Origin of the sequence: Nocardia sp. JW2 (assembly GCF_051843015.1) — a bacterium.
In the GTDB taxonomy this organism is placed as follows: Bacteria; Actinomycetota; Actinomycetes; order Mycobacteriales; family Mycobacteriaceae; genus Nocardia; species Nocardia coubleae.
The window spans coordinates 1-3,898 of record NZ_JBPXLK010000054.1 but is presented as its reverse complement, the minus strand read 5'-3'; the positions used below and the strand labels follow the sequence as shown (position 1 = coordinate 3,898).

Genomic DNA, 3,898 nt, shown 5'->3' with positions numbered 1-3,898 from the left:
CCACCTGCGCCGATGGTACTGCACTCGACAGGGTGTGGGAGAGTAGGACACCGCCGGACAATCATTCACGAAAGCCCCCTGACTACGGTCAGGGGGCTTTCGTCGTTTCTGGGGTAGTTCCGGGCACGAAACAGAACCGACCAGCGAATGTTTCGGATTTGGCAGCGGCGGGAGCGCTTGTCCGTCACCATGATGCGACGTCGCTCTGGAGGTTGTCGCATGGACCGGCTCGCTCATCAAGTTCTCCGTCGCGGCGCTGCCGCGCTCGTGCTTCCCGCCGCCCTCATCGGGGCGGTACTCACCGCCGCACCGGTAGCCGCCGAACCGAAACCCGACCCGCTCGCGGGCATCACCGACCGGGTCACCGCCGATATGCTCGGCGCCGCGAATTCCCTTGCGGGAGTAGCGGGAATCGACCTGCCCGAAACCTACGGCCCCGAGACGGCGATCGTGGTACTCGGCTACGGCCTGCAACCCGACGGCACCATGCGTGCCGAGCTGAGCAACCGGCTGCACGCCGCGCTTGTTCAGGCATACATGTCACCGGCCTCGCCGGTGATCGTCACCGGCGGCAATCCGCGCAACGGGGTCACCGAGGCGCAGGTGATGGCCGACTGGCTGCATGTGCGCGGAGTGGCCAGGCACCGGCTGCACGCCGAAACCGAAGCCGGTTCCACCGTGCAGAACGCGAAATTCTCGGCGCAGCTCATGGCGGCACTCGGCGCGCACAAGGCGGTGCTCATCACCTCGGCCGATCATATGCGCCGGGCGCTGGAGAACTTTCTGGCAGCCGGGGTGCCCGTCGTCGCGACGATGACGCCGGACGTGGCGCCGCTGTGGGCGCAGCCCTACGGTGCGGACAAGTGAACCGAACATCGCCTATGTCGGTGCCGGAGTTTACGATCATCGAATGCCGCCGGGGCGCGGCACGGAAAGACAGGGGTTGATCGGCGATGGACAGGCCTGCCTGGGCACCGGACGGTGTCGATATGCAGCAACCGAGCCCGGCTCGGATGTACGACGCACTACTCGGTGGCTCGCACAATTTCGCGGTCGACCGGATGGCTGCCGAAATGGGAACCAAGTTGGTGCCGGATCTGCCGCGCCTGGCGCTGAGCAACCGTGCGTTCCTGCGACGGGCGGTCCGGTTCATGCTCGACGCGGGCATCCGCCAGTTCCTCGACATCGGTTCCGGCATTCCCACCGCGGGCAATGTGCACGAGATCGTGCACGAACTCGATCCGCAGGCCCGCGTGCTCTATGTCGACATCGACCCGGTGGCCGTCATGCATTCGCGCACGATCCTGCACGGGAACGAGCGGGCGGGCGCGATCGAGGCCGACCTGCGCAAGACCGACGACCTGTTGGCCGCCGTCCGGGAGACCGGGCTGATCGACTTCGCGGAGCCGGTCGGACTGCTGCTGATCGCGGTACTGCATCTGGTGTCCGACGACGACGATCCGGCGGGGAAGGTGGGCGCGCTACGGGAGGTGCTCGCGCCGGGCAGTCTCGTCGCCATCTCCCATCTGACCTCGGAATTGCGGCCGGAGGACGCGGGTAAACTGAGCGCCAACGCGGCGAACGAGAACCGGGTCGGTATCCATTTCCGGCCCAAGGACGCGATCGTCGCCATGTTCGATGGTTGGGATCTGGAGTCGCCGGGCGTGGTGGAACTGCCGGCGTGGCGACCTGAGTCGGAGCGAGATCAGCACGAGAAGCCCGGGCGTTCGCTCGGTCTCGGTGGGGTCGCGCGCAAGGGCTGAGCCCGTCGTCACGGCGGTGCGAGAGACGACGACAGGGGCGGATGAACGGTGGGGTCATGGGAGCTGGCGCAGCGGTGGGCTGACGCGCTCGACGGTGTGGTCGCTCCCACCCTCACCCGCTCCCAGATCGAGGACATGCTCGCCGCCCTGTGCACAGGTCTCATCGATGCCGCCCGCGGTGGGGAAGACCCCGATGTGGCCCGGCAGGCGGCGCGCATGCTGGTCGCGGTGAACTACCGCGACCCGGCCGCGGTGAGCCGCACGGTTCCGGTGCTGTGCACCGACCTCGTCGAGCACGCCGCCGCCGGCTCCGACGACCCGGCATTACCCGAAATCCGCAGCCGGGCAGTCGCTTTGGCGGCCGACTTCGCAGCCGGTTTCACCGCCGCGCTGCGGGCGGCGGCACTGGCCGAACAGGAACAGACGCTGGCCGCGGTGCTGTCGGCCGCGCAGGAGGCCGAGGACCGCCGCGCCCTGTCGGAGGCCCGTTTCGAGGCCGTTTTCGACGGTGCGCTGGTCGGCATCGGCACCGTCGACATGACCGGCAGCGTGGTGAACTGCAACCTGACCCTGGCCGAAATGCTCGGACAGACCCCCGAGTCGATGGTCGGTCGCACCGTCGCCGACATCCTCGGCCCGGCGAACCTCAACGATGCCTTCATCGAACTGCAGCGGATGGTCGCGGGGGAGTCGGAGAGCTTCCGGACCGAGACCGAACACATTCGCGACGACGGTCGGGTCACCTCGATCGATCTGTCGATGTCGGCGGTTCGTGACGCCGAGGGCGCGATCCGGTTCCTGGTCGGCGTCGCGGTCGACGTCACCGAGCGCAAGCAGCTGGCCGACCGGCTGTGGCACGACGCCAACCACGACGCGCTCACCGGCCTGCCGAACCGGTCGCACCTGTTCAGCCGCCTCGCGGGTGCCGAACCGCCGGTCGGCGTGTGCTATCTGGACCTCGACGGCTTCAAGGAGATCAACGACCTGTGGGGCCACACCATCGGTGACCGGGTGCTGCGGGTGGTCGGGGACCGGCTTCGCGACACCCTCGGGCCCCGCTCGGCGTTGCCCGCGCGTATCGGTGGCGACGAATTCCTCGTGCTCGTCGAAAAGTGTTCGGGCGAACAGGCATTGACCGAGCTGGCCGACGAGCTGATGTCGGCGTTGTCGGCACCGCTCGAGGTGGACGGGCACATGCTCGCTGTTGGCGTGAGCATCGGCACCGCCTTCTTCGAACAGCCACCGGCCGCCGCCGACGAACTGCTCCAGGCCGCCGACGCCGCGATGTACCGGAACAAACACCATGCGCGAGCGGCGATCCGGCCACAGGTGCACCGGTCGCCGCCCGCGCTCGATCAGACCAGCTGACGTTGCTTCGCGCGCGCGAGTGAACGATCGCGCTGTTCCTCGAAGCGCACCACGTCCTGGCGCAACCGGTCGAGGAAGGCGGCCAGATCGTCGCGCGCCTTCTCGCCCCGCGGACCGAAATCGGTGCGCTCGAAGATGTCCCATCTGCGCAGCACCGGCAGCAGGACTTCCTCGAGGTGCTGGCGCAGATCGTAGATGCCGTGCTTGGCCATCAGCACACCGTTGCGGCGCCACCCGGGCATGCCCGCGCCCGGCATCTGGAAACCGGCGACGATGGTCGCGATCGCCTCCATGGTCTGGTCGGGTGCCAGGTCGAGGGCGGCCGCGCAGAGGTTGCGGTAGAAGATCATGTGCAGGTTCTCGTCGGCGGCGATGCGGGCCAGCATGCGGTCGGCGATCGGATCGTCACAGGCACGGCCGGTGTTGCGGTGGCTCACCCGGGTGGCCAGTTCCTGGAAGGTCACATAGGCCACCGAGTACAGGAAGCCGGCGCCGGAAGTGTCGCGCACATCGAAGGCGCCCGCCTTCTCGTCGACCACCGACATGGCCGAGTAGCCGTTGGTCATGTGGATCATCCGCGCGTTCTCGAGCGCCACCGGGTCCACACCGCGCGTCACGACCAAATAGTCACGCATCACGATGCCGTGCCGGTTCTCCTCGGCGGTCCAGCGGCCGACCCAGGTGCCCCAGGCGCCGTCCTGGGAGAAGTTCTCGGCGATCTCGCGGTGATAGGAGGGCAGGTTGTCCTCGGTGAGCAGGTTGGTGAT

At 67.9% G+C, this 3,898-nt stretch carries 4 protein-coding genes; 3 read left to right on the top strand and 1 reads right to left on the bottom strand.

The window, feature by feature from the left end; genetic code table 11:
• The first annotated feature begins 219 nt into the window (after positions 1-219).
• The 3 genes from ACSVDM_RS30715 to ACSVDM_RS30705 all read left to right on the top strand — a co-directional run bounded on the left by ACSVDM_RS30715 (position 220) and on the right by ACSVDM_RS30705 (position 3,131).
• Entirely contained in the window at positions 220-867 is a 648-nt protein-coding gene (locus ACSVDM_RS30715; protein WP_067642724.1) for a YdcF family protein, read from the top strand.
• 86 nt (positions 868-953) lie between these two features.
• Positions 954-1,763 carry an SAM-dependent methyltransferase gene (locus ACSVDM_RS30710; protein WP_067496887.1) on the top strand — a complete coding sequence of 270 codons (810 nt, stop codon included), beginning with the start codon at positions 954-956 and terminating at the stop codon, positions 1,761-1,763.
• A gap of 48 nt (positions 1,764-1,811) precedes the next feature.
• Positions 1,812-3,131: a diguanylate cyclase domain-containing protein gene (locus tag ACSVDM_RS30705; RefSeq protein ID WP_439269160.1), complete on the top strand. Its 1,320-nt coding sequence runs from the start codon at positions 1,812-1,814 to the stop codon at positions 3,129-3,131.
• Here the strand turns inward: ACSVDM_RS30705 and ACSVDM_RS30700 are convergent.
• A partial coding sequence (locus ACSVDM_RS30700; protein WP_439269159.1) for an acyl-ACP desaturase occupies positions 3,119-3,898 on the bottom strand: 780 nt, incomplete at its 5' end. The genes ACSVDM_RS30705 and ACSVDM_RS30700 overlap by 13 nt on opposite strands.